Annotated in this window: 21 protein-coding genes; 9 read left to right on the forward strand and 12 right to left on the reverse strand. The window is 75.0% G+C overall.

Going from position 1 to position 24,991, the window contains the following annotated elements; all coding sequences use genetic code 11:
• Nucleotides 1–17: 17 nt before the first annotated feature.
• The 11 genes from KSNIM_RS29995 to KSNIM_RS30045 form a co-directional block, all read right to left on the reverse strand.
• Nucleotides 18–812, reverse strand: a complete 795-nt coding sequence (locus KSNIM_RS29995; RefSeq protein ID WP_263106254.1) for a DeoR/GlpR family DNA-binding transcription regulator — start codon at nucleotides 810–812, stop codon at nucleotides 18–20.
• Between the two features lie 155 nt (nucleotides 813–967).
• A complete protein-coding gene (locus tag KSNIM_RS30000; protein ID WP_263106255.1) occupies nucleotides 968–3,424 on the reverse strand; it encodes a right-handed parallel beta-helix repeat-containing protein in 2,457 nt (818 codons plus the stop codon).
• Between the two features lie 122 nt (nucleotides 3,425–3,546).
• Nucleotides 3,547–4,440 (reverse strand): MOSC domain-containing protein, encoded by an 894-nt coding sequence (locus KSNIM_RS30005; protein WP_263106256.1) that lies wholly within the window; start codon nucleotides 4,438–4,440, stop codon nucleotides 3,547–3,549.
• A gap of 163 nt (nucleotides 4,441–4,603) precedes the next feature.
• Nucleotides 4,604–5,233 (reverse strand): DUF6643 family protein, encoded by a 630-nt coding sequence (locus tag KSNIM_RS39185; protein ID WP_317634071.1) that lies wholly within the window; start codon nucleotides 5,231–5,233, stop codon nucleotides 4,604–4,606.
• Nucleotides 5,234–5,526: 293 nt separating this feature from the next.
• On the reverse strand, nucleotides 5,527–5,970 hold the full coding sequence (mscL, locus tag KSNIM_RS30015; protein ID WP_263106257.1) for a large conductance mechanosensitive channel protein MscL: 444 nt from the start codon (nucleotides 5,968–5,970) through the stop codon (nucleotides 5,527–5,529).
• 230 nt (nucleotides 5,971–6,200) lie between these two features.
• Complete coding sequence (locus KSNIM_RS30020) at nucleotides 6,201–7,400, reverse strand: DegT/DnrJ/EryC1/StrS family aminotransferase (RefSeq protein ID WP_263106259.1); 1,200 nt, start codon at nucleotides 7,398–7,400, stop codon at nucleotides 6,201–6,203.
• Entirely contained in the window at nucleotides 7,397–8,965 is a 1,569-nt protein-coding gene (locus tag KSNIM_RS30025) for a hypothetical protein (protein WP_263106260.1), read from the reverse strand. Before KSNIM_RS30025 ends, KSNIM_RS30020 begins: the two co-directional genes overlap by 4 nt.
• Entirely contained in the window at nucleotides 8,965–10,008 is a 1,044-nt protein-coding gene (locus tag KSNIM_RS30030) for a GNAT family N-acetyltransferase (protein ID WP_263106261.1), read from the reverse strand. The genes KSNIM_RS30025 and KSNIM_RS30030 overlap by 1 nt, the downstream gene beginning before the upstream one ends.
• A gap of 61 nt (nucleotides 10,009–10,069) precedes the next feature.
• Nucleotides 10,070–11,164, reverse strand: a complete 1,095-nt coding sequence (locus KSNIM_RS30035; protein WP_263106262.1) for a glycosyltransferase — start codon at nucleotides 11,162–11,164, stop codon at nucleotides 10,070–10,072.
• Nucleotides 11,161–12,948, reverse strand: coding sequence for an AAA family ATPase (locus tag KSNIM_RS30040; protein ID WP_263106264.1), 1,788 nt, complete (start codon nucleotides 12,946–12,948; stop codon nucleotides 11,161–11,163). Before KSNIM_RS30040 ends, KSNIM_RS30035 begins: the two co-directional genes overlap by 4 nt.
• A gap of 473 nt (nucleotides 12,949–13,421) precedes the next feature.
• A complete protein-coding gene (locus KSNIM_RS30045; RefSeq protein ID WP_263106265.1) occupies nucleotides 13,422–14,558 on the reverse strand; it encodes a glycosyltransferase family 4 protein in 1,137 nt (378 codons plus the stop codon).
• A gap of 279 nt (nucleotides 14,559–14,837) precedes the next feature.
• Here KSNIM_RS30045 and KSNIM_RS30050 point away from each other — a divergent pair, with 279 nt between their 5' ends.
• From KSNIM_RS30050 to KSNIM_RS30080, 7 genes are all read left to right on the forward strand, one after another.
• On the forward strand, nucleotides 14,838–15,938 hold the full coding sequence (locus KSNIM_RS30050; protein WP_263106266.1) for a glycosyltransferase family 4 protein: 1,101 nt from the start codon (nucleotides 14,838–14,840) through the stop codon (nucleotides 15,936–15,938).
• A 216-nt stretch (nucleotides 15,939–16,154) separates the two neighbouring features.
• Nucleotides 16,155–17,051 (forward strand): slipin family protein, encoded by an 897-nt coding sequence (locus KSNIM_RS30055; protein WP_263106267.1) that lies wholly within the window; start codon nucleotides 16,155–16,157, stop codon nucleotides 17,049–17,051.
• A gap of 120 nt (nucleotides 17,052–17,171) precedes the next feature.
• A complete protein-coding gene (locus tag KSNIM_RS30060; protein ID WP_263106268.1) occupies nucleotides 17,172–17,828 on the forward strand; it encodes a thiol:disulfide interchange protein DsbA/DsbL in 657 nt (218 codons plus the stop codon).
• 173 nt (nucleotides 17,829–18,001) lie between these two features.
• Nucleotides 18,002–18,898: an ABC transporter permease gene (locus KSNIM_RS30065; protein ID WP_263106269.1), complete on the forward strand. Its 897-nt coding sequence runs from the start codon at nucleotides 18,002–18,004 to the stop codon at nucleotides 18,896–18,898.
• Complete coding sequence (locus KSNIM_RS30070) at nucleotides 18,888–20,081, forward strand: polysaccharide ABC transporter ATP-binding protein (RefSeq protein WP_263106270.1); 1,194 nt, start codon at nucleotides 18,888–18,890, stop codon at nucleotides 20,079–20,081. The genes KSNIM_RS30065 and KSNIM_RS30070 overlap by 11 nt, the downstream gene beginning before the upstream one ends.
• 4 nt (nucleotides 20,082–20,085) lie before the next feature.
• Nucleotides 20,086–21,285 (forward strand): glycosyltransferase family 4 protein, encoded by a 1,200-nt coding sequence (locus tag KSNIM_RS30075; RefSeq protein WP_263106271.1) that lies wholly within the window; start codon nucleotides 20,086–20,088, stop codon nucleotides 21,283–21,285.
• 151 nt (nucleotides 21,286–21,436) lie between these two features.
• A complete protein-coding gene (locus tag KSNIM_RS30080) occupies nucleotides 21,437–22,012 on the forward strand; it encodes a flavodoxin family protein (protein ID WP_263106272.1) in 576 nt (191 codons plus the stop codon).
• 191 nt (nucleotides 22,013–22,203) lie between these two features.
• Here the strand turns inward: KSNIM_RS30080 and KSNIM_RS30085 are convergent, their stop codons facing one another.
• Nucleotides 22,204–23,352 carry a glycosyltransferase gene (locus KSNIM_RS30085; protein WP_263106273.1) on the reverse strand — a complete coding sequence of 383 codons (1,149 nt, stop codon included), beginning with the start codon at nucleotides 23,350–23,352 and terminating at the stop codon, nucleotides 22,204–22,206.
• 72 nt (nucleotides 23,353–23,424) lie between these two features.
• Here KSNIM_RS30085 and KSNIM_RS30090 point away from each other — a divergent pair, with 72 nt between their 5' ends.
• Entirely contained in the window at nucleotides 23,425–24,204 is a 780-nt protein-coding gene (locus tag KSNIM_RS30090; RefSeq protein WP_263106274.1) for a glutamate racemase, read from the forward strand.
• Between the two features lie 56 nt (nucleotides 24,205–24,260).
• A complete protein-coding gene (locus KSNIM_RS30095; protein ID WP_263106275.1) occupies nucleotides 24,261–24,989 on the forward strand; it encodes a tyrosine-protein phosphatase in 729 nt (242 codons plus the stop codon).
• Nucleotides 24,990–24,991: the final 2 nt, after the last annotated feature.

Consider the following 24,991-nt stretch of genomic DNA (forward strand, 5'->3'; position numbering starts at 1 on the left):
GTCGACCGCGGGCCGACTCAGGCGAGGACGACCTCGTCGATCAGCTCGCGGGCCGTCTCCACCGCCTCGGCCGGCAGCCCGGCGTCCGTCACCCAGGTGTCGATCTCGGACAGCTCCGCGAACGTGGACAGGCCGACCGTTCCCCACTTGGTGTGGTCGGCCACCAGCACCGTCCGCCGGGCCGAGGCGACCAGGGTCCGGTTGGTCTCCGCCTCCGCCAGGTTGGGCGTGGACAGCCCTGCCTCCGGCGAGACCCCGTGGGTGCCGAGGAACAGCAGGTCGAAGCGGAGCGAGCGGATCGCCCGGTCCGCCACCGGGCCGACCAGTGCGTCCGAGGGCGTCCGCACCCCGCCGGTCAGCACCACCGTCGCGGCCGGGCCGCCGGCCCGGTGCGCCTGCTCGAACACCTCCGACACCGGGACGGAGTTGGTCACCACCGTCAGCCGCTCGATCCCGGTCAGCTCACGGGCCAGCGCGTAGGTGGTGGTGCCGCCGGAGAGGGCGATCGCCGCGCCGGGGGAGACCAGCCGGGCCGCCGCCCGGGCGATCTGCTCCTTGGCGGACAGCTCCAGCGCGGACTTCGCAGCGAAGCCCGGTTCGTGGGTGCGGGCCGGGCCGGCCGGCACCGCCCCGCCGTGCACCTTCTCCACCGCGCCCGCGCGGGCCAGCGCGTCCAGGTCCCGACGGATCGTCATGTCGGAGACGTTCAACTGGCGGGTGAGCTCGTTGACCCGGACACCGCCGCGCCGCCGCACCTCGTCCAGGATCAGCGCCCGGCGCTGTTCGGCGAGCATCTGGGCGTTGTCGGTCACGGGTCCTCCTCCGGTCGGCTCCGGCCCATCCTCGCACGCGGCCCGGCCGCCGAAGTCCCCGAGAACGCCGTGACTCCGGGAACGCCGTGACTCCGGGAACGCCGTGACTCCGGGAACACCGTGACTCCGGGAACGCCCGCGGCCGCCCGGCCCGGTCAGAGCGGCAGGTCCGCCGGGACGAGCAGCTGCAGCTCCTCGGTGGACGGGTCGGCGAGCTGGGCGACCCGCACGGCGTGGCGTTCCACCATCGTCTCGAACACCTGCCGGGCCGTCCGGCCGTTGCCGAAGCCGGGCCCGCGTTCCAGGCCGGCGAAGTGCTCCTGCAGCGCCTTCTCGGTCGCCTCGGCGAGCGCGTACTCGTGCTCGGCGCACTGGGCGCGGGCGATCTCCAGCAGTTCCTCGGCGCTGTAGTCGGGGAAGGTGACCGTCCGGGAGAACCGCGAGGACAGGCCGGGGTTGGCGGCGAGGAAGCGTTCCATCTCGGCGGTGTAGCCGGCGACGATCACCACCACCTCGTCCCGGTGGTCCTCCATCAGCTTCACCAGGGTGTCGATCGCCTCCCGGCCGAAGTCCCGTCCGCCGTCCTCCGGGGCCAGGGCGTACGCCTCGTCGATGAAGAGCACCCCGCCGCGGGCCCGGTCGAAGGCGGCGGCGGTGCGGATCGCGGTGGAACCGATGTGCTCGCCGACCAGGTCGACCCGGGCCACCTCGACCAGGTGTCCGCGCTGCAGCACCCCGAGCGAGGCCAGGATCTCGCCGTACAGCCGGGCGACCGTGGTCTTGCCGGTGCCGGGGGCGCCCGTGAAGACCAGGTGCCGGCGGAGCGAGGGCGCCTTCAGCCCGGCCTGGCGGCGGCGCCGGCCGACGGTGATCAGGTCGATCAGGGTGCGCACCTCCTGCTTGACAGTGGCCAGGCCGACCAGGGCGTCCAGCTCGGCGAGCGCCTCGTCGGCGGGGCGGCAGTCGGGGATCGGCGCGATCGCGCCCGCGGTTGCGTTGGCGGGCCCGGCGCTGGTCAGCCGGGCGGTCGCGGGCAGCAGGGCGGGTCCTGCCGCGGGTGCGAGCAGGGGCGGGTACGGCGGCGCGGAGGCGAGTGCCGGGGCCGGGGGCAGCGCGGTGCGCGGCACCGGCAGTGCGGGCGGCGGCGGGGGCACGTCGTCCGAGACGCAGCCCTCGGTGACCGGGCCCGCCTCGGAGAACTCGAAGCCGGCCCGGCCGTTCTGCTCGGTTCGGCAGCGGGTCAGCACGGTGCGACAGCCGTCGATGACGTGGAAGCCGAAGCCGCGGCCGTGCGAGACCCGGCAGTCCTCGAAGGTGCCGCGGCCCTGGGCCGAGACGTACACCCCGGCGTCGCCCGCGCCGCGTACGGTGCACTCGCGCAGCACCGGGTCGGCGCCCTTGGCGACGATCACGCCGGTGGCGACGTCGGCGATCTCGCAGCCGGTGAGCAGTCCGCCGCTGCCGTGGTCGCGGAACCAGAGACCGGTGCCGGCCTCCTGGATCCGGCAGTCCGTCAGGTCGGCGGTCGCACCGCCGCTGACCGAGACGGCGGAGGAGCGGATCCGGCTGAACGAGCAGTCGGCGGCGCTCGCCCGGGAGTCGCGGTCCAGCACGAACAGGGCGTCGGGGAGGTCGTGCAGCGTGCAGTCGGCGAGGGCGAGGCGGGCGCCGTCGCTGACCCAGAGCGCCGGGTAGTCGCCGTCGGCGGAGTGGATCTCGCTGCCCTCGGCCTCGACCTCGGTGCCGGCGTCCCAGACGGAGAGCGCGCCCCGGCCGAAGGTGTGCAGGGTGCAGCGTTCCAACCGCAGCCGGGCCCGGCCGCGCAGGTCGGCGGCGTTCTCCGGCAGGTCGTGGATGCGGCAGCCGGCCAGCAGCAGTTCGGCCTCGGTGTCCAGGGTGAGGCCGTTCCCGGTGACCCGGTGCACGGTGCAGTCGGTGAGCCGGCCGACCGCGCCGTCCTCGGCCTGCACGCCGCTGCCGCGGATCTCGTAGATCTCGCAGCCGGTCAGCTCGGCGCCGCTGCCGGAGCCGGTGAGCAGCAGTCCGGCGCCGCCGGTGTGGTGGACCCGGCAGCGGTCCAGCACGGCGGCGGCGCCGCCGAGCACAGCGATGCCGGCCTGGCCCGCCGTGGAGACCTCGCACTCCTGGAGGCCGGCCCGGGCACCGGGGCGCAGCCGCACCCCGAGGCCGGCCGGGTTGGCGACGGTGCAGGAGCGGAGCACGGCGGAGGCGCCGTCGCCGAGTTCCACGCCGGCGGAGGCCTGGGTGTCGATCCGGCAGCCGGTGAGCCGGGCGCCGTCCGCGGTGACCAGGACGGCGGGCAGCGAGCGGTCCGAGCCCTCGACGATCAGGTCCTGCACGGTCGCGGCGGCGGTGACGGTCAGCGGCACCCCGGCGGGCGGGCTGATCCGGACGCTGCCGGGGCCGTCGGCGGCCAGCACGGTGACCGGTTTGTCGAGCAGCACCGCCTCGCGGAAGACGCCCGGCCGTACGGCCACGGTGTCGCCCGGTTCGGCGGCCGCCAGGGCCTCCTGGAGCGTGTCGTACTCGCCGGCGCGGCGCCGCCAGCGGGACCCGCTGTCCTGCGTGACCCGGACCCTCTGCTCTGCCATGCGGTCTGTCATCCCCACCTTCGTCGAAGCCCTGCGATGGTCGGCCGCCCGCGGGGGTGCCCCCGGCCGCGGTACCGGGGCCGTTCGCGCACTACAACGAGTGGGCGACGGCGCGGTGCCGGTCAGCGCCGGGCGTCCGGCTGCGGTCGCGGGCCCTCCTCCAGGACGGTGACCTCGTCGCCGACCCGCAGGGTGCCCAGCAGGCTGCCGGTGACACCCTCGGGACGCTCCGGGACGAGGTTCTGGCCGAAGACCAGCTTCTTGCCGAAGCGGCGGTGCCGGCCGAGCGCGAGCAGCGGCTCGGGGCCGCGGCGCTCGCCGCTCTCCTGGTCGGTGGTGGTCACCACGCACCGGCCGCAGGGCTTGGCGACCCGGAAGACCACCTCGCCGACCCGGATCCGCCGCCAGCCGTCCTCGGCCCACGGCTCGGGGCCGGAGACGACCAGGTTGGGGCGGAAGCGCTCCATCGGCAGCGGCTCGGCCCGCCGGTCGCCCGCGGGGTGGTCGGCGGCGAGGTGCTCGTTGAGCGCGGCGAGCGAGGCGGTGGTGGCGAGGAGCAGCGGGAATCCGTCGGCCATGCTGGTGGTCTCGCCGGGCCGGCTGTACTCCGGGTCGATCCGCCGGCTGCCGGCCGGGTCGTCGAGGTGCAGCAGCCGGACGTCGCCGAGCCGGTCGGCGAACCAGATCTGCGCCTCCTTCTCGGCCTCCACGGCGGGGAAGAAGGTGCCGAAGACGTCGGCCTGCGCGGCCGGGTCGCCGGCGGCGGTGCTCGGTGCCGGGACGCGGATGCTCGCACCGGCGGGGTCGGTGACGGTCAGCGAACCGTCGGGGTGCGGGTGGGTGCGGTACTGGCCGATCGAGGGCTCGTCGCGCTGGGTGACGGCCCGGCCCGCGGGGTTGGCGAGCATCCAGCGGCGGTCGCCGGCGAGGCCCCACGGCTCCACCCCGGCACTGTCCGGGCTCAGCCGGTAGGTCGACTTGACGGGATAGACGTGGAGGGCGGTCAGCTGCGGCATGCCCCCATCCTGCCAGTCGGCGGCGGTGCTCCGGCGCCGCGGCCGGGAATGTGCGGAGGCCGCCCGGTCCGCCTGGTACGGCGGGCCGGACGGCCCCGGAGAGGAAGACCTCGTGCCCTTGCTCCGCCCGGCGCCCTCGTTCGCCGGGGTGGTGCGGCTTCGGTCAGCCGGCCTGCGGGTAGTACGCGGGGCCGGGGTACTGCTGCTGGACGGGGCGGACCGGGGCGACCGGCGCGGCCGGGCGCAGCTGGTTGCCGCCGAAGCTCTGATCGGCGTAACCCTGCTGCGGGGCCTGGCCGAAGCCCTGCGCACCGAACTGCTGGCCGGTCATGCCCGTGGGCGCCGACGCGAAGCCGTTCTGGCCGCCGAAGCTCTGTCCGGTCTGGTACCCGACCTGGGGGGCGGGGGCGACCGGCGCCTGCGGGCGCTGCTGGGGGAGGTACGGCTGCGGGCTGCCGTACCCGGGGACGGCCGGCTGCGGGGCCGCCGCGTACATCGACGGCGCGGTCTGCGCCGGGATGTACGAGGTGGCGGGGCCGCTGCTGGGGCCGGGGCCAAGGGCGAGGCGGGCCGGCGGGAGCGCGGGCAGGCCACTGGACGGGCTGTCGAAGCCGGTGCCGTAGCTGCTGCCGTAGCTCGAGCCGTAGGTGGCCGGGGGCAGGGCCGCCGGCACGTTGATGGGCGCGATCTGCGGGACGCCGCGTTCTGCGACAAGGCTGTCGTAGATGGGCGTGCCGGAGGAAAAGGACGGAGAGGGGTAGCCGACTCCGTCGTAGGAGCGGGGCGAGGTCATGGGGCATACCGTAAGCCCACAACGTGCCTGCTGAGGAGAGTGGAACGGATGGGATTTCGACCGTTCACACAGTCTTCGCTCGATCGAAACGCTCGAAAGTGTTCAAATCCGACATATTGTCGGCCAGTTCAAGCCATCCGACCCTCCTGACCGCCGGTCGAACGCCGGGCGAACCGCCGGCATCGACTCGTCGGACCCTCCGCCGCCCGAACCGGAGGGCGTGCGGTGCGGACCGCGCGCCGGTGGGTCCGACCGCCGGGCGACGGGACCGGACCCGCCGGCGAAACCGCACGTCAGCCGATGTGCACACTCTGCGCCGGGAAGCCGGGACGCCCCGCCAGCTCCGTCGTGCAGTGCGCACAGCGGACGGCCGCGACCGGCACGGTGCTCAGGCAGTCCGGGCAGTCGGCCTTCGCCACCGGCACGTCCTTCCGCGGTTCGAAGCGGGCCTGCAGCCGCCCGACCGGCACCACCACGGCGAAGTAGATGACCGCGGCGATCAGCACGAAGCTGATCAGCGCGTTGAGGAACGCCCCGTACGGGAACACGGTGCCCGCGACGGTGAAGGCCTCCTTGCTGTAGTCGCCGACCGCGCCGCTGGCGATGCCGATCAGCGGGGTCAGGAACGCCGTCACGAACCCCGTCACCACGGCCGTGAAGGCCGCGCCGATGACGATGCCGACCGCCAGGTCGACGACGTTGCCGCGCAGCAGGAAGCTGCGGAATCCCTTGAACACCGGGTGACTCCTCGAAATGCGTCAGGCCGCGCCGGCCCGGCCCGGCCGGGCCCCTCGGGCCCCGCCGGCCATCCTGCCGAGGCCGGGACGGCGCGGTCCAACCGCCGTCACCCGTTCCGCCCAGTCGTCGTACCGGGTTGGGCCCGGGCTGGGCCCCGCCGCACCCTCGGACCGGCCCGCGGACGGGCCCGCAGGCCCGCCCGCGACGCGCCGGGACGGCCGGCGATCCGTCAGATCCCGGCCGCCCGGAGCCGTTCGGCGCGCCCCTGGACCTTCACCACCGCCCCGGCCACCCGGCGCACCGCCGCGGCGTCCATGTGCGACCAGAGCGGCACCGTCAGCACCGAGTCGGCCAGCCGCTCCGTCAGCGGCAGCGCCCCGGCCTGCCCGAGGTGCGCATAGGCCTGCTGGCGGTGCACCGGCGGGAAGAAGTAACGGCGGGTGTCCACCCCCTCGGCCTTCAGCGCCCGGCCGAGCTCCGCCGCACCGAGGCCGAACGCGGCCGCGTCCACGATCAGCGTCAGGTCCTTGAAGGTCGAGGTGTCACCGGGCTCCGGCAGGGCGAGCCGCAGGCCCGGAAGCCCGGCGACCGCGGCCGCGAACTCCCCGACCAGCGCGCCGCGGTGCGCCACCCGCTCGGGTAGCCCGGTGAGCGAGGCCAGGCCGACCGCCGCGTGCAGCTCGCTCATCCGCGCGTTCAGCCCCGGGAAGAGCGTGTCGTAGTCGCCCGGGTTGCCGTAGTCGCGGGCCGTGCGCAGGGTCGCCGCGAGCGAGGCGTCCCGGGTGGCGACCAGGCCGCCCTCGCCGGCCACCGCCACCTTGGTGGGGCTCATCGAGAACACCTCGGCCAGCCCGAACCCGCCGATCGGCACCCCGCCGCGGGCGCTGCCGAAGCCGTGTGCGGCGTCGTAGACCAGCGGCACCCCGGCGGCGTCCGCGACCTGCTGGAGCCGCTCCACCTGGCAGGGCGTGCCGTACACGTGGGTCGCCATCAGCGCGGCCGGCCGGTCGGCGGCCTTCAGGCGGGCCTCCGCGTCCTGCGGGTCGAGGGTGATGTCCCGCTCGCGGGCCTCGGCGAACAGCGGGGTGCCGCCCGCCCAGTGCGCGGCGTGCGCGGTTGCCGAGAAGGTGAAGCCGGGCATCAGCACCGGCCGCCCGCCGCCCACCCCGGCGGCCTGCAGCACCAGCATCAGGCCGGCCGTGCAGTTGGAGACCGCCACCACGTGCGGCACCTGCAGCAGCTCGGCGGCCCGCTCCTCCAGTTCGGCGACCGTCCGCCCGTTGGTGAGCTGGCCGCTCTCCAGCACGGCGGCGATCCGGGTCAGCGCCTCCTCGGCGTGCGGGACCTTCACCCGGGTCAGCGGAAGTCCCTCGGGGAAGGCCGGGGCGCCGCCGAGGGCGGCGGGCGTGTCGAGGTCGGTGGTCGTCATGGTCGGGTCGATCCCCCCTGGGTCGGTCGGGTGCCGGGTGTCCGCGCGGCGCCGGTTGCCGCCGCGGCGGTGTCGGGTGGTGCGGTCTCGGGCCGTGCTGCGCCGCCGGGCGGCGGTTCGGGCCGGCCGCCCCACTGGCCGGGCTGCACCCGCCACAGCGGCGGCCGGGAGTGCGCCCGCACCCGCGGGCGGTCCCCGTCCGGACGCGGGACGGCGAGCAGCACCAGCACCAGCGGCAGCACCTGCACGCGCTCGCGCGACAGGATGCCCATGTTGTTGATGGTCGAGAACGCCCAGCAGAACAGCAGGGTGTAGACGATCGTGAAGGCGATGTAGGACCGGCGCAGGAACCACCGCGGCACCTGGCTCAGCCGCGGCCAGCTGCGGATGAACACCACCAGCAGCGCGAAGCACTCCACCGACTGCACCAGGTTCTGCACGTTCGACGCCTCGAACGGGAACGGCCGGAACAGCACGCTGACCACCGCCACCGGCAGTCCCGCCGGATTCAGGCTGAACTGCGGCGACTCGTCCTCCGCCGCCTGATTGATCACCGACCCGCCCTGCGAGGTGCGCCGCGAGGTCTCCGACAGCACCTGGTTCACGCTGTCGCCGCCGGTGCCGCTCGTCCCGAAGAACGTCGACACCTGTTGCAGCATCAGCATCACCATCACGCCGAGCACCACGACGGTGAGCACGGTGCGCAGCGGCCCCAGCGCGCTCACCTGCTGCGGCCGCCGGCGCAGCACGTACGCCACCGTCAGGCCCGCGCCCGCCAGCACGGTGACGTGCGGACGGACCATGCCGGTGCCCAGCGAGCCCAGCGCGATGCAGAGGAAGGCGCCGAACCGGCGGTCCAGCAGCCGCGCCACGCCGTAGGTGGTCAGGCCCAGACAGAACATCATCCAGGCGTCCTTGCCGATGCTGGACGGCCAGAACAACAGCGACGGCAGGAAGAACACCAGCTTCGCGTACCGCCGGGAGTCCGCCTCGGGGAAGGCGATCTGCAGCGCCCGCCAGAACAGCAGCAGGCCCCAGAAGCCCAGCCAGGAGAACACCAGGAAGCCGCCGACCAGCGACGGACCGGTGACCGCGTACACCACGCCGGTCACGATGATGATGAAGCCCGTGCCGGCGACCTTCATCCCCAGGTCGTAGTGGAACGTCCCGGAGAGCGGGCTGTGGGTGTCCAGGAACAGCGCCAGCTCACTGCCCCGCTGGTGGTACATCTTGGCGTCGGCCGCGCCGCCGTACAGCACGAAGGCCATCAGGTACCGCGGGAAGGCGCACAGCAGCTTGAGCGCCATCGCCAGCATCAGCAGCCGGAAGACGTCCTTCTCCGGGTTGGCCGCGGCGACCCGCGCCAGGATCGGCGTGCCGATCGCCATCAGCGCGGGCAGGATCAGCAGCGCCCCCCAGGTGTCGTACCCGGTGTGCACCATGGCCAGCACGAACAGCGTGACGTAGCCGACCACCAGCGCGGCGGCCACCGCGGACGGCCAGGGCACCCGCCGGGCCATCGCCGCCACCGCGGGCCGCGCCGCCCCGACCGCCGGAGCGGCCATCAGAAGACCTCCAGGTCACCCAGGTTGAACCGCCAGTCGGCCGGGGTGCCGCCGGCCGTGAGCGGACCGGACGGGGAGCGGGCGGCCAGCACCATCCCGGTGCGCGGGGCCGTCAGGTAACCGCTGCGCCGGGCGGCCGCGGCGGCCTCGGTACCGGCCGCGAGGTGACCCGCCACGTGGTCGCAGCCCGCCTTCGCGGCCCGCCTCAGCAGCCGGGCCGCGCTGCCCCGGTCACCGGGCCGGACGATCACGTCCGCGAGCGTGAACTCGGCGAGCGGCCCGCGCCGGCGCGGCCGGCCGAAGGCCACCCCGGTCAGCTCGTTGCCGCGGTGGCAGGTGAGCACCCGGTAGTCCAGGCCGGGGGCGTCGCCGTACCGCCAGCGCAGGAAGTCCGCGGTGCGCCGGACGGCCAGCCGGGTGTCGGTGACGTCCGCGGCGGCCCGCTCCCGCAGCAGCTCGTCCAGACCGGTGCGCGGGCCGGCGAACCAGTCGCCGGCGGTCGGCAGCGAGCACACCGGCGGGCCCGCCGCTCCGGCGCCGCGCCGGGCCAGCGCCGCCCGTGCGCCGCGCGCGAACGCCGCCGGCCGGGCCACCCGGACGGCGATCGGCACCCGGCCGAGCTCCCGCCAGCCCATCTTCAGGTAGCCCGGCAGGCTGTTGCCGTTCGGTGTGTTGAAGACCAGCTCGGTGTCGCCGGAGACCTCCTCCAGCAGGCGCAGCGTCAGATCGCGGAAGATCCCGCGGCCCTGGAACTCCGGGTGGGTCGCGGTGTCCACCGGGCGGACGGCCCGCACCGGTCGCCCACCGGCCTGCCACTGCCAGCGCAGGAACAGCCGCACCCCGGCCAGCCGCCCGCCCTCGCCCGCGGCGACCAGGCCCGGACTCGCTCCGAACGGGTTCCGCCGGTGCTTCCACTCGAAGAACTCGGCACTGCGCGTGCCGGTCGGCCCGCCCGCCAGCGAGGCGGTCAGCAGATCCAGCACGGCGGGCGTGTCGGCGTCCGTGAGCGGACGGTACGTCAGCCCGGCGCTTGACTCGGTCATCTGGGTCTTCGGCTCCATGTCGTCTCGCTCGGCGGGTACTGCCGGTCGGTGACCGTCTCGGTCAACGGGCCAGCACCCGGGCGTACACCTGCTCGATCGCGCGCTGCGCCCCGGCCGTGTCGAAGGTCCGGGACCGCTCCCGGGCGGCCTTGCCGAGGCGCTCGCGCAGCCCCTCGTCGGCGGCCAGCCGGCCGAGCGCGGCGGCCAGCGCTGCCGGGTCGCCGGGTGGCACCAGCAGCCCCTCGGCGCCGTCGTCCACCACCTCCGGCATCCCGCCGACCCGCGTCACCACCGAGGGCAGGCCGCTGGTCATCGCCTCCATCAGCGCGACCGGCAGGCCCTCCTGGCGGGAGCTCAGGGTGAACACGTCCAGGGCGGGCAGCAGGGCGGGCACGTCCGGCCGGGAACCGGCGAACACCACGCCCGCCCCGGCCCGGGCGCGCAGCTCGGCCTCCAGCGGGCCGGCGCCGATCAGCACCAGCGCAGCCGAGGGGTGTTCGCGGCGCAGCAGCCCGAAGGCGGCGAGCAGGGTGGCCTGGTCCTTCTTGGCCGTCAGGTTGCCGACCGTGCCGACCACCAGCGCATCCGCCGGCAGGCCGAGTTCTCCGCGGGCGGCGGCCCGGGCCGCCGGCCCTTCGGGGGCGCCCGCCAGGTCCGGGCCGTGGTGCACCACGGTGACCCAGCCCCCGTCCGGGCGGCGCCGGGCGATCGTCGCCGCCACCGCGTGCGAGACGGCCACCACCGCGTCGTTGCGCCGGTAGGTCAGCGCGTTGGCCCACCGGGTGGCCGTCCGGTAGCGCTCCCAGACGTTGTGCTCGGTGTGCACCAGCCGCGGAGTCCGCGGGCCGACCGCGACCAGCCGCGCCGCCACCGCCGGGATCGGCATGTGCGAGTGCACCAGGTCGTAGCGGCGCCCGGCGATCAGCCGGCGCAGCCGCAGCGGCCAGAGCGCGCCCGGTGCCCCGCCCAGGCAGTGCACCCGTACCCCGGCCGACTCCAGCGCGGGTACCAGGGCGTCCTTGTACGGCAGCACGTAGGCCACCTCGATCTCGTACCGCTCGGTGTCCGCGTGCCGGGCGCAGTTGAGCAGCAGTTGCTCGGCGCCGCCCCGGCCGAGGCCCTTGGCGAGCCAGAGCACCCGCCTGCGGCCGCTCACCGCTCCTCGATTTCGCGCAGCTGCAGCGTCGTCTCCACCACCGACTCGGCGGAGGGCCGGCGGGCCCAGCTGGGCGCCGCCCGGTGGTGCTCCTCGGCCACCGGCGCTGGCGGTGCGGTGCGCTCGGCAGGCTCCGGCCGTGCGGGGGACTCCTCGCGCACCGCGGCCGGGGAGCGGCGGCCCTCCTCGGACCGTGCCGGGGCGGCGGAGGTGCGGCCCACCAGCAGCGCACCCGTGCGCAGCCCGTCCCGCTTCAGCCGGCGGCCGGAGGGGCCGATCGTGCCGAGCAGCGCCACGCCGGCGACCGGTACACCGGTGCGGGCCAGCAGTTCGGAGACCCGGTCGGCCTGCTCCGGCGTCACGTTCCCGGCCATCGCCGTCACCAGCACCGCGTCGGCGTGCTGGACGAGGTCGTAGGCGTCGTTGGCGTGCAGCAGCGGGGAGGTGTCGATCAGCACCACGTCGGCGTGCTCGCGGGCCCGCCGCAGCACCTCGCCGGCCCTCAGCACCAGCGCCGCCGGGTACGCGGTGGTGTTGCCGCCGGTGATCAGCCGGACGCCCTCGGTGCCGGTCTCCCGGATCAGGTCGTCCAGCCCGGACAGCCGCTCGCCGCTGAGGAGTTCGGCCATGCCGGGGCCGTCGCCGATGCCGAAGTGCAGGTGGGTCTGCGGGTGTCGGAAGTCGCAGTCGAGCACCAGCACCGTCCGGCCGGTCTCGGCGAGCGCCGCGGCCAGGTTGGCGACGGTGGTGGTGCGGCCGTCGCCGCTGCGCCCGGACATCACCAGGATCACCGGTGCGGGGCCGCGGCCCGGTCCGGCCGGTTCGGCACCCGGCCGGCCGGAGAGCGACTCGGGACCGGTGAGCAGCAGGGTGGAGCGCAGCGAGCGGTAGGCCTCGGCGGCCGGGTCGGACGGGCGGGCCACCACCAGCGGCTCCCGCAGCCGGCGCAGCCGCCGGGCGAGCTGCGGGATCTCGCCGATCACCGGGAGGTTGAACGCCTCCTCGGTGGCGTTGCGGGTGCGCAGCCGGGTGTCCATCCGGCTGAGCATCACCGCGGCGACGATGCCGAGCGCGAGGCCGAGGGCGACCGCGAGGGTGAGCCGCATGCCGCGGCTGGGCGAGCTGAGCAGGCTGCCGCCGGCCTCCTTGGCGTCGATGCTGCCCCACTGCTGGATGGCGTCGGTCTGGCTGTAGTTCTGCAGGGTGCTGATGTCGGTGAGCGTCTTGGTGAGCGCGTTGAGCGCGGCGGTCAGCTGCGGCTGGAGCTTCGGCTGGTCGGCGGAGCCGGCCTTGGTGAAGGCGTGCTGCAGGTTGTTGACTTGCTCCTGCTGGGTGTCGGCCTGCGCCTGGAGCCGCTTGATCGACTCGTCGGCGCTCTTCTTTGACTCCTGGCTGTAGCCGGTGATGGTGGCGTCGGACAGTGCCGCGGCCAGGTCGGTGCAGGACTGCTGGGTGGGGCCGGTGGTGGTGAAGACCAGCATCTGGGTGGAGGCCGCGGCCACGGTGCGCCGGGCGGCGAGCGCGGCCACGTCCGTGACGTGGAGCTTCTTCGCGGCGGTGGTGGTCACGTCCGAACCCTGCGCGTAGCTGAGCACCTGATCGGCCCGGACGGACTCGCCGGCGCCGGCGACCGGGGTGATCGCCACCTTGCACTGCCACTTGCCGTCGTCCACGGCGTCGCCCGCCGGCGTCAGCAGGAAGCCGATGACCAGTGCGGCGAGGGTGCAGCCGACGAGCAGCCGCCAGTAACGCCGCAGGACGGTGAAGTGGTTTGCCGGTTCCACCGGTTGGATCCCCTCGCGATCGTGGTGCGGGCACGCTGCGCACCGGTCCGGCCCGCCTCGGCGGACCCCGGTGCCGCCGGGTACGGCAGGGTCGGGTGCGGCGGCCCCGGCCGCGGGCCGGGGGCGGACGCGATCAGGTGGCGGCGGCCGGTAACGCGGCCGACCGGCGCGGACCGCCCGGCTGGACGGCGCATCGTGGCAGTCGTTGTGACATCGGGCCCCCTGACGGCGTCGCCCACCCGGCCGCCCCGGCCCGGATGCCTCGCGCGGATCGCCGTACCCCCCGGCAGCCCGCTTCCCCCCTGCGATGCTTGCCGTCCCGGACCTGCGGCGCAAGCGCTTTGGCGATTCTCGGCGGGGCACATTTCGGCCCTCCCGCGCGCCCTGCCATGGTTGCGGCGGCTTTGTCCACTTTCCGTGGCATGTCAACTCCAGTGTGCAGGGCGGCACTTCGGTGCCCCGCCGGCGCAACGTCAGCGACCGGCCGGCACCAGGCGCAGCGACCGCTCGTAGAAGCCGACCATCTGCCCGCAGACCTGGGCCAGCGTGAACGAAGTGAGGAACCGCGCCCGGGCCGCCTTCACCCGCACCCGGGCCGCCGCCCGGTCGTCCAGGGCCGACACCAGCGCCGCCGCCAGCTCGGCCGGCCGCTCCGGCGGCACCAGCAGCGCGTAGTCCTCCGAACCGACGGTCTCGCGCAGCGCCGGGACGTCCGCGCACACCAGCGGCACCCCGACCCCCATCGCCTCCATCGCCGCACTGCCCAGCCCCTCCCAGCGGGAGGGCACCGCGAACGCGTCCGAGGCCGCCATCAGGTCGTACACGTCGCCGCGCGGGCCCAGGAAACGCACTTGCCCGGCCCGGGCCGCCAGCTCCTCCAGCCGGGCGGTCTCCGCGCCCGGGCCGCCCGCCAGCAGCAGCACCGCCTCCGGCACCTGCCGGCGCACCCCGGCGAACGCCTCCACCAGCACGTCCAGCCCCTTCTGGTACTGCTGCCGGGCGGCCGCCAGCACCACCGGGGTGTCCTGCGCCAGCCCGAGCGCGGCCCGCACCGCCGCCCGCCGTTCCGGTGTCACCGACCCGAGCAGCTCCGGGTCGCGGCCGCGCGGCACCACGTCGATCCGGTCCGGCGAGACCCGCAGTCGCCGCGCCATCGACGAGGCGACGTGCCGGGTCAGCGCGTGGAAGCGCCGGGTGCCCTGCGCGGTCGCCGCGTCCACCGCCTGCGCCGCCCGCACCTTCCACGGCGACAGCCCGCGCGCGTGCAGGTGCTCCGGCCCGTACGAGGAGTTGACCAGGCTCGACACCACCGGGGTGCCCGCGGCCAGCGCCGCCGCCCGGCCCAGTACGTCCGCCTCGTACAGCGTGGTGTGCACCAGGTCCGGCCGGTGCTCGCGGACCAGCCGGCGCAGCGCCGCGGCCCGCCCCGCCCGCCCCGACCCGTGCACCCCGAACACCCGCGCACCCGCCGCCACCAGCTCCGGCTGGAAGCCCCCCGGTGAGTCCTTCAGGTACGCGACGTCCAGGCGCACGCCCGAACGGACCAGGTGCGGGGCCATCGCGGCCAGCCCCTGCTCGGCACCGCCGATGCGGTGCAGGCTGTCGATCACATAGAGCACATGCACAGCAGCGACCCCCCGGGAACACCGGCGCGGCAGGTCTCCCGTCCGTCCCGCGCCCTGACAGGCGCTCAGCATCCCAGCCCCGGCCCGCCTCCGCCAGGAAATCCACCAGGACACGGGGCAGCGAGCCCGGGAGCGCGACCCCAGGGGCGCGCAGGGGCACCTCCCCAGCCTTCGGCCGGGAGGTGCCCCCACGCGCCCCTGACAGGTCCGTCCCGCTACCTCGAACGCCTGCGGGCGGCAGGCGGCCTGTGCCAGGGTCGGGGCATGCCAGCCGCCGAGTCCGCGCGCCCCGCCGTCCTGCACCTGGTCACCGACCCGCGGCGGCGCGGCGCCCAGAACCTCGCCCGCGACCTGCACGCCGAACTGCTCCACCGAGGCCACCGCTCCGAGCTGCGCTCCCTCCAGCCGCACCCCGACGCCCCCCGGGCCGAGGACGCCCACCCGCTCGGCCCCGGCCGCTACCACCCGGCCACCCTGCGGGCGCTGCGCGGCGCCGCCCGCCGCGCCGACGTGGTCGTCGCCCACGGCTCCTCCACCCTGCCCGCCTGCGCCGCCGCCCTGCTCGGCAGCCGCACCCCGTTCGTCTACGTCAACATCGGCGACCCGCGGCACTGGACGTCCTCCCCCGTCCGCCGGATCCGCACCGGCCTGCTGCTGCGCCGCGCCGCCGCCGTCGCCGCGATCTCCGACGGCGCCCGCGAGGTCCTGCTCGACCACTACCGGCTGCCCGCCCGCAGCGTCCGCACCATCCCCAACGGCCGCGCCGCCGACCGCTACCCGCCCGGCGCCGGCGAGGCCGACCGGCAGGCCGCCCGCGCCGCGCTCGGCCTGCCCGCCGAGGGCCCGCTGCTCGCCTGGGTCGGCGCCCTCGCCCCCGAGAAGCGCCCCGATCTCGCCCTCGACGCCCTCGCCCTGCTGCCCGGCGTCCACCTAGCCGTGGCCGGCGACGGACCGCTGCGCACCGAGGCGGCCGCCCGCGACACCACAGGCCGGGCGCACTTCCTCGGCACGCTCGCCGACCCGGCACCGCTCTACCGGGCGGCCGACGCCCTGCTGCTCACCAGTGACAGCGAGGGCGTGCCCGGCGTCCTGGTCGAGGCCGCGCTCGCCGGGCTGCCCGCCGTCGCCACCGACGTCGGCTGGGTCCGCGACGTCCTCCTGGACGGCGTCACGGGCCGCCTCGTCCCGCCCGGCGACCCGGCCGCCCTGGCCGGCGCCGTCGAGAAGCTGCTCGCCGACGCCCACGGCGCACTGGGCGCAGCGGCCCGCCGACACGCACTCGACCGCTTCGACCTCGCCGTGGTCGCCGACGCCTGGCAGCAGCTGCTCGCCGACACCGCCCGCCGCCCCCGACGCACCGTCTGAACAGGCCCGCCGCGCCGTCCGGAGGGGCCTTACGCACCGTCCGGACAGGGGCGGCCCGGAGCACCTGACGCACTGCCGGAGGGCACGCGCCGCCGAATCCGCCCCCCGCCTGTCCGCCGCCGTCAGGTGCGCGCATACTGGCCTGCGCGGCTCGCACCGCGCGACAGGGCCACCCCGGTCCCGGCACGGCTGCGCCGCGACGGGGGAAGGTGCGCGATGGCAGTACTCGCGATCATCGTCGGAGCCGGTCTGCTCTGGATGCTCACCGGTGTCCGGGTCGTCCAGCAGTACGAGCGCGGGGTGGTCTTCCGGCTCGGCCAGGTCCGCGGGCAGGTCCGCGGCCCCGGCCCGACGCTGCTGATCCCGCTGGTCGACCGGATGCGCAAGGTCAACGTCCAGGTCATCACCATGCCGGTGCCCGCCCAGGAGGGCATCACCCGGGACAACGTCTCCGTGCGGGTCGACGCCGTGGTCTACTTCCGCGTCGTGGAGCCGATCCGGGCCACCGTGGACGTGCAGAACTACATGTTCGCGATGTCCCAGGTCGCCCAGACCTCGCTGCGCTCCATCATCGGCAAGAGCGAGCTCGACGACCTGCTCTCCGGCCGGGAGAACCTGCACCGAGGCCTCGAACTCATGCTGGAGAGCCCGGCCGTGGGCTGGGGCGTGCACATCGACCGGGTCGAGATCAAGGACGTCGCCCTGCCCGACTCGATGAAGCGCTCGATGGCCCGCCAGGCCGAGGCCGACCGTGAGCGCCGCGCCCGCATCATCACCGCCGACGGCGAGTTCCAGGCCGCCGCCAAACTCGCCGAGGCCGCCACCGTCATGGACGCCACCCCGGCCGCCCTGCAACTGCGCCTGCTGCAGACCGTCGTCGAGGTCGCCGCGGAGAAGAACTCCACCCTGGTGCTGCCCTTCCCGGTCGAGCTGCTGCGCTTCTTCGACTCCGGTGCCAAGGCCGCTGCCGCCGCCGCTCCGGCCGCCCCGGCCGCGGAGCCCGCCGCCGAGGTGCCCGCGGGGGAGCCGTCCGAGCCGCCCGCGCTGCCCCGGCCCGCCCAGGCGCCCGACGCCGCCGCCCTGACGAAGTCCGAGCAGACCCCCGAGGTCTGATCCCGCCGGCTGTGCCGCGAACCGCCCGATCGGCCGACTGCTCGGCCGATCGGGCGAATCCATCCCCACCGGCCGGGATCCGGCTGGAGACTGACGGCCCGTCACTGCCAGGCTGGCGCCGTGAAGCTGCTGCGCACCGCCACCGCCCTGCTCGCCGCGACCGCCGCCACCGCCGCGATGGCCCCCGGAGCCACCGCCGCGGCCGCCGCCCCCGACACCCCGCGCGAGGGCGCCCACGCCCTGCACCCCGGCCACCCGCAGCGCACCGCCGCCGCCGAGCGGCAGGAGGCCGTCGAGTTCTTCTGGTACGGCTGCAAGCACTGCGCCCAGTTCGAGCAGCCGCTGGAGCGCTGGGCGGACCGGCACCGCGACGACGTCGTCCTGCGCCGGGTGCCCGCCGTCTGGCCGGGCGGTCCGGACGAGCAGCGCCAACTCGGCCACGCCAGGCTCTACTACACCCTGGAGCGGCTCGGCGCGGTCGACCGGCTGCAGGCCGAGGTCTTCCGGGCCGTCCGTGAGCGCCACGAGGACCTCACCACCGAGTCCGGCGCCGCCGCCTGGGCCCTCGCCCAGGGCCTGGACCCCGCGGCCTTCCGCGCCGCCTGGCACTCCCCGGAGGTCGACCGGCTGGTCGCCGACGCCCCCGGGCAGATGGCCCGCAACCGCATCACCGAGATCCCCACCGTCCTCGTCGGCTCCGGCCGCACCTCGCCCACCGGCGCCGGCGGCGTCGAACGGATGCCGGACGCCATGGACACCCTCGTCGAACACCACTGACCCGGCGGCCCGGCACCCGCCCCGCACCCGCCCGGGATCCGGCCCGCCCCCTGCCCGATCCACCTTCACCGAACCAGCCCCTGGCGCGCACACCTTGTGCCACAGTGGGACGCCCGGGCCGCACCTGCTGAGCTGCGGCCCACCGGCAGCCACATGCGAGAGGGCGGGGGCCCGTGGGGGGACACAGCGCGCAGGTCGTCGACGGGCGCGGAACGGAGCCGGCGGCCCGGCCCGCCGTGCCCGAAGGACCGCCGCCGGAGCTGCTCTTCAAGCGACGGCTGCGCCCGGCGCAGACCGCCCGCGAACTCTGGGCGGCCCGCGAACTCGTCCGCGCCCTCGCCGAGCGCGACCTGCGGGCCCGCTACAAGCAGGCCGTGCTCGGCTTCGCCTGGGCGGTGCTCACCCCGCTCGCGCTCTGCGCCATCTTCACCCTGGTCTTCCACCGCGCCGTGAAGATCGACACCGGCGGGGTGTCCTACCCGCTGTTCGCCTACGTCGGCCTGATCGTCTGGCAGTTCTTCAGCAACACCATGAACCAGGGCGCGCTGAGCCTGGCCAACAACCTCAGCCTGCTCAACAAGGTGTACTGCCCGCGCGAGGTCTTCCCGCTGGCGACCATGCTGGTCGCCTCCGTCGACATGCTGATCGGCGTCGGCGTGCTCGGTGTGCTCTTCCTGGCCACCTGGACGGCCCCCGCCGCGACCGCCCTGTGGGTGCTGCCGCTGCTCGCGATCCAGTTCGCCTTCACCTACGGCGTGGCGCTGATCCTCTCCGTCGCGGTGGTCTACCTGCGCGACGTCCGCCACCTGCTGCCGATCATCACGCAGATGGGCGTCTTCGCCACCCCGGTCGCCTACCCGCTGGCCCGGATCCCCGTCCGGATGCAGGAGATCTACTGCGGCATCAACCCGCTCGGCGCCGTCATCGAGGGCTACCGCCGCGCCCTGCTGTACGGCCAGGCCCCCGACGCCGGGCTCACCGGGATCGCCGCGGTGTCCTCGCTGGTCTTCCTGGTCGGCGGCTACCTGTTCTTCAAGAAGCTGGAAACGGGGATCGCCGATGTCGCGTGAGTACGAGCTGGGCACGATCCGCACCGAGCACGTCTGGAAGCGCTTCAAGGCCGACCAGCAGCGGATGCTGCTGCGCGACAAGGTCGAGTCGATGGCCCGCCGGCTGCGCGGAGGCCGCGGCGAGGACTGGCGCTGGGCGCTGCGCGATATCAACCTGCACATCGAACCCGGCGAGTCCGTCGGCCTGATCGGCTCCAACGGCTCCGGCAAGTCCACCCTGCTCAAGATGCTGACCCGGGTGATGTACCCGTACGGCGGGATCATCGACGTCCGCGGCCGGATCGGCGCCCTGATCGAGATCCGGGCCGGCATCCACCCCGACCTCACCGGGCGGGAGAACGTCTACCTGTTCGGCGCCCTGCTCGGCCTCAAGCGCCGCGAGGTGGCCGCCCGCTTCGACGACATCGTCGAGTTCGCCCGGCTCGGCGGCGCCATCGACCGGCAGGTCAAGTTCTACTCCTCGGGCATGCAGATGCGACTCGGCTTCGCCGTCGCCGCCTACCTGGAGCCGCACGTCCTGCTCGTCGACGAGGTGCTCGCCGTCGGCGACGCCGTCTTCCAGCAGCGCTGCCTGGACCGGATGCGCGAGGTCGCCGAACAGGGCACCACCATCGTGTTCGTCTCCCACGACCTGCCGGCCGTCCAGTCGATCTGCCGCCGCGGCGTCTGGCTGGAGCAGGGCACCGTCCGGGTCGACGCCGGGATCAAGGACGCCCTGGCCGGCTACCGCGACTCCATCGAGGCCCAGTCCGAGGCCTCCGCGCGCTCCGGCGAGCCGCTCCACCTCCTCAAGTACGAGGTCACCGGCGAGGACCGGGAGAACCTCACCACCGACGAGCCGATGACCGTCGAACTCACCCTCGGCGGCGACTACCGCGGCGACGCCACCCTGCACCTCGGCGTCAGCGAGGGCACCTCCAGCCCGATCTTCCAGATCAGCCACGAGATCCGGCTCACCGGCGACGACCACCACGTCGCCTGCGTGATCCCCCGCCTGCCGCTGCCCCGCGGCCGCTACACGCTCTGGGCGGGCGTCTACTCCATCGGCAAGACCGACGGCGGCACCCTGATGAGCTGGCACTCCGCCGGCCAGTTCGACGTGTTCGGTCCCGTGCTGGACACCCCGCCGCGGGCCGTGGTGCTGGCCGCGCCGGTCTTCGTCCCGCACCGCTGGGAGGAGTGACCGCGTGAGACCCGTCAGAGTGCTCGTGCACCTGAACAACCTGACCCTCGGCGGGGCACAGCTGAACGCCGTCGACATCGCCCGCACCCTGCGCGACCGCGGCCACGACCCGGTGCTCTTCGCCCAGGGCGTGGCCGGCGACGCACCACTGGTCGGCGTCGCCGCGGGGCACGGCCTGGACGTCGTGGTGGCCGGCGACCCGGACACCCCGCACCGCGAGGTCCGCCGCCGGCTGGAGGAGCTCGCCGACCGGCACGGCAGCGAACTCGTCCACGCCTGGGAGGTCCGGGCCGCCCGCAACGGCTACTTCGGACCCGGCCGGCTCGGCCGCATCCCCGTCGTCACCACCTTCTACGGCATCCGCATGCTGCGCGGCATGCCCCGGCACCAGCCGCTCGTGCTCGGCCTCGGCGCCCTCATGGGCGACGGCCGGGCCTTCGGCCACCGCGACGTCCGGCTCGTCGAACCGCCCGTCAACACCGCCACCGACGCCCCCGGCACGGTCGACGGCGCCGCCTGGCGCCGCGAACTCGGGATCGACGACGAAGAGTTGCTGCTCGCCATCGTCACCCGCCTGGTGCCCGACCTGGAGAAGGACGCCGGGGCCGAACTCACCGTCGACGCCGTCCGCGCCCTCGACGATCCCCGGGTCCGCCTCGCCGTCGTCGGCGCCGGCCCCAGCCTGCAGCGGCTCCGCGAGCGCGCCGCCGAGACCAACGCCGCCCTCGGCCGCGAGGCCGTCCTCGTCCCCGGCCAACTGGCCGACCCGCGACCCGCCTACGACGCCGCCGACATCGTCCTCGGCATGGGCGGCTCTGCCCTGCGCGGACTCGCCTTCGCCAAGCCCGTCGTCGTCCACGGCGCAGCCGGCTACACCGCCCTCCACGAACCCGGTCCGCTCGTCGAACCGCACGCCTCCCGCTGCATGTACGGCTACGGTGACGGCAGCCGCGATCCCGGCCCGCTCGCGGAACAGATCCGCGGCCTCCTCGACGACCCCGGCCGCCGCACCGAACTCGGCCGCTGGGGACGCGACTGGGTGGTCGGCCGCTTCTCGCTCGACAGCGTCGCCTCCGCCTTCGAACAGCTCTACCTCGAAGTGCTCGCCGCCCCGCCGGGCCCCGCACGCTGGCTCCGCGACCTCGAACAGATGGCCAGGTACGAGTTCACCAAACCCACGGCGCGGCGCCTGCTGGGACGGTGAGCCACCGGTCGGTCATTCCCTGTGATCGAACCCGTCGATCCGGCGTTGTCCCGGCGTTGCCGCGGCTGGCAGCATCGCAGCGTCGGGTCGTTCGCGGGCGCAGCGCGCGGCGACCGCTCTGCCCCTCCTTCTATCCAAGGGATCTGACAGCATGTCACGCGAGACCAGCGTCGCCATCGCCTACCACAGCGGCTACGGCCACACCGCCCGGCAGGCCGAGTTCGTCCGCCAGGGCGCGGAGGAGGTCGCCGGCACCACCGTCCACCTGATCGCCGTCGACCAGATCACCGACGAGCAGTGGGCGCAGCTCGACGCCGCCGACGCCATCATCTTCGGCTCGCCGACCTACCTGGGCGACGTCTCCGCCGCCTTCCGCACCTTCGTCGAGAAGACCAGCGGACGCTGGATGCAGCAGCAGTGGAAGGACAAGCTGGCCGCCGGCTTCGTCAACTCCGGTGCCAAGAGCGGCGACAAGCTGCACGCCCTGCAGTCGCTCTCCATCTTCGCCGCCCAGCACAGCATGGTGTGGGTCAGCCTCGGCCTGCTGCCCGGCTGGAACAAGTCGACCGCCTCCGAGTTCGACCTCAACCGCCTCGGCGTCTGGCTGGGCGCCGCCGCCCAGTCCAACGGCGACCAGGGCGCCGACGCCATGCACAAGTCCGACCTGGCCACCGCCGAGCACCTCGGCCGCCGCGTCGCCGAGCAGGCCCAGCGCCTCTCCGCCTGACCGCTCTGGCCGGCTTCACCAGCAGGTGGTGGCCGGCAACAGATCAGGGGCGCGGGGGACTGCGCGCAGTGGAAGGGCCCGAGGTCAGCCTCTCCCGACGCGCGCAGTTCTCCGCGCCCCTGTTCTGGTTTCGCCGTATCTGACAGGCCGGCCAGGTTCGGATTGCGCAGTTCCCGAGCCCCTGACCAGCCTCAGCGTTCTCCGCCGTAGGTGCGGCCCTTCCAGGCCGCTCCTCGGCCGCGCCAGTGCTGGACGGCCGAGTCCACCGTCATCATCAGGTAGAGGCCCGCGGTGAACGGCAGCAGCAGCGCCTCCGCCCACGGCCGCCCGTAGTACCGCTCCATCGGCGCGAAGGTCCCCGCCATCACCGCCCATGCGGCCCCGCCGAGCGCCGCGACCGCCGTCGACCCCGCGGCGGCCCCGGCGACCAGCGCGACGACCGGCACCAGGTAGACCAGGGCCAGCCCCAGGACCGTCCCGGCCAGTAGCAGCGGCGAGTGCCGCAGCTGGGCGTAGGCACTGCGCGAGACCATCCGCCACAGTTCCACCAGCCGCGGGTAGGGCCGCACGCTGTCGACCTGCTCGGCCAGCCCGAGCCAGGTGCGGCCGCCGGTCCGCTTGACGGCCCGGGCGAGGTTGACGTCGTCGATGACGGCCCCGCGGATCGCCGCGACCCCGCCCGCCCGTTCCAGCGCCTCCCGCCGGACGAGGCTGCAGCCGCCCGCCGCCGCGGCGGTCCGGGCCCCGGGCCGGTTGCTCCAGCGGAAGGGGTAGAGCTGGGCGAAGAAGTACACGAAGGCCGGCACGATCAGCCGCTCCCAGCGGGTCTCCACCCGCAGCCGCGCCATCTGCGACACCAGGTCCAGCCCCCCCGCCTCGGCGGCGGCGACGAGGTCGGCGAGCAGGGTCGGGCCGTGCGCGATGTCGGCGTCGGTGAGCAGCAGGAAGTCGGTGGCCCCGGCGAGTTCGACGCCGTGCCGCAGGGCCCACAGCTTGCCCGTCCAGCCGGTCGGCAGCGGGGGCGGGACGGTCACCTCCAGCGGCAGTCCGCCGTCCTCGCCGAGGCGGGAGGCGAGGGCCCCGGTGCCGTCCGAGCTGTGATCGTCGACGAGGATCACCCGCGCGGCGCCGGGGTACTTCTGGGCGAGCAGGCCGGGCAGCGAGCGCGGCAGGACCGCGGCCTCGTCGCGGGCTGGGACGACCACCGCCACCGACGGCCACCGGCGGGGTGCGGGCCGGGGCGGCAGCCGCTGGTCGGTGCGCCAGAACAGGCCGTGGCAGCAGGCGAGCCACACCCAGATCGCCAGGGACAGTGCGGACACCCACAGCAGGACGGTCACTTTGGCAGTCTGCCGCACCGCCGCCCGTCCGCCGCGGTTCCCGTGCGGAGCCGTTCGGTAGAGTCGTGCCCTGTGAAGATCGCACTGGTGGACTCCGGACTCGGACTGCTCGCGGCCGCCGCTGCCCTGCGCACGCTGCGCCCCGACGTGGATCTCGTGCTGTCGTCCGACCCCGACGGCATGCCGTGGGGCCCGCGCACCTCGGACGACATCGCCGAGCACGCCCTGGCCTGTGCCCGGGCCGCCGCGGCGTTCGAACCGCACGCCCTGGTGGTCGCCTGCAACACCGCCTCCGTCCACGGGCTCGCCCGGCTGCGGGCCGAGCTGGAGCCGGGGCTGCCGGTGATCGGCACCGTCCCGGCGATCAAGCCGGCCGCGGCGGCGGGCGGCCGGGTCGCGATCTGGGCCACCCCGGCCACCACCGGCAGTGCCTACCAGCGCGGGCTGATCGCGGAGTTCGGCGGGGGCGCCGAGGTCACCGAGGTGGCCTGCCCGGGGCTGGCCGACGCGGTGGAGCGCGGCGACCGGGCCGCCGTCGAGGCCGCCGTCGCGGACGCGGCGGGCCGCACCCCCGCGGGCACCACCGAGGTCGTCCTCGGCTGCACCCACTACGAACTGGTCAGGGACGAGATCACCGCCGCCCTGGCCGGCACCGCAGCCCCCGCGCTGCAGCTGTACGGCTCCGCGGACGCGGTGGCCGCCCAGGCCCTGCGCCGCCTCGACGGCCGGGACCTCGCGCCCGGCTCCGGCACCCTGACGGTGCTGCACAGCGGCCGCCCGTCCGAGCTCGCCGAGGCCGCCGCCCGCTACCCCGAGGGCCGTCTGATCTCGCGGGGCGTGCCCGTCCGCTGACGGGCGGATCCGCCGGTTCCGGCCCACCGCGGCGGGCCGGTTCGTAGGGTGACGGCATGACCGACACGATCGTGTTCGACCGGCTGTGCAACTTCCGCGACCTCGGCGGCCACCGGACGGCCGACGGCCGCGTGCTGCGGCCCGGGCTGCTGTTCCGCTCCGATTCGCTCGGCAAGCTGGACGGCCCGGACCTGGCCCGCTTCGAGGCCCTGGGCGTCCGTACGGTGATCGACCTGCGCTACCCGTGGGAGATCGCGCAGACCGCCCGCGTCCCGGAACTCCCCGGGCTGGCCTTCCACAACCTGTCGATCGAGCACCGCCCGTACGACCAGGCCGCACTCGGCCCCGAGGTCGACCCGGGCGTCTACCTGGCCGAGCGCTACGCCGAGGTGGCCGAGGACGGCGCGGATGAGCTGGCCCGGGTGCTCCGGGTGATCGCCGAGGCGGACGCGCCGCTGGTCTTCCACTGCTACTCGGGCAAGGACCGGACGGGCATCGTCGCGGCCCTGGTGCTGACCCTGCTGGGCGTCCCGGAGGAGGACGTCCTCGCCGACTTCGCCCGCACCGAGGACGCCACCGCCCGCCTGGTCGCCGAATGGCACGCCCGCCACCCGGACCTCACCCTCGTCTGGCCGGGCTACGGCCGCGCCCCGGCCGGGATCATGCGCCGCTTCCTCGCCGCCCTGGCCGACCGCTACGGCTCCGTGACCGACTACGCCGCCACCCGCCTGAACGCCGACCCCGCCCTCGTCACCGCCCTCCGCACCCGCCTCCTCAGCGGGTGACG

This window comes from Kitasatospora sp. DSM 101779 (genome assembly GCF_025655475.1).
GTDB lineage: Bacteria > Actinomycetota > Actinomycetes > Streptomycetales > Streptomycetaceae > Kitasatospora.